The organism is Escherichia sp. 94.0001 (assembly GCF_013369155.2).
Lineage (GTDB): Bacteria > Pseudomonadota > Gammaproteobacteria > Enterobacterales > Enterobacteriaceae > Escherichia > Escherichia coli_F.
On the sequence record NZ_JABWMS020000250.1, the window covers coordinates 1 to 405 of the forward strand.

The 405-nt window shown below is 54.3% G+C and carries 1 protein-coding gene; it reads left to right on the plus strand.

Features of this window, described 5'->3' with window-relative positions; translation table 11 throughout:
• On the plus strand, window positions 1–404 hold a 404-nt coding region (gene gpG / locus HEN33_RS25540), incomplete at its 5' end, for a phage tail assembly chaperone G (protein ID WP_242460327.1).
• Between the last annotated feature and the right edge of the window lies 1 nt (window position 405).

The window sequence follows — 405 nt, forward strand, 5'->3', positions numbered from 1 at the left end:
CATTTGAACATAACGGCGTGACCGTCACGCTTTCTGAACTGTCAGCCCTGCAGCGCATTGAGCATCTCGCCCTGATGAAACGGCAGGCAGAACAGGCGGAGTCAGACAGTAACCGGAAGTTTACTGTGGAAGACGTCATCAGAACCGGCGCTTTTGTGGTGGCGATGTCCCTGTGGCATAACCATCCGAAGAAAACGCAGATGCCGTCCATGAATGAAGCCGTTAAACAGATTGAGCAGGAAGTGCTCACCACCTGGCCTACAGAGGCGATTTCTCATGCTGAAAACGTGGTGTACCGGCTGTCCGGTATGTATGAGTTTGTGGTGAATGATGCCCCTGAACAGGCAGAGGACGCCGGGCCTGCAGAGCCTGTTTCTGCGGGAAAGTGTTCGACGGTGAGCTGAG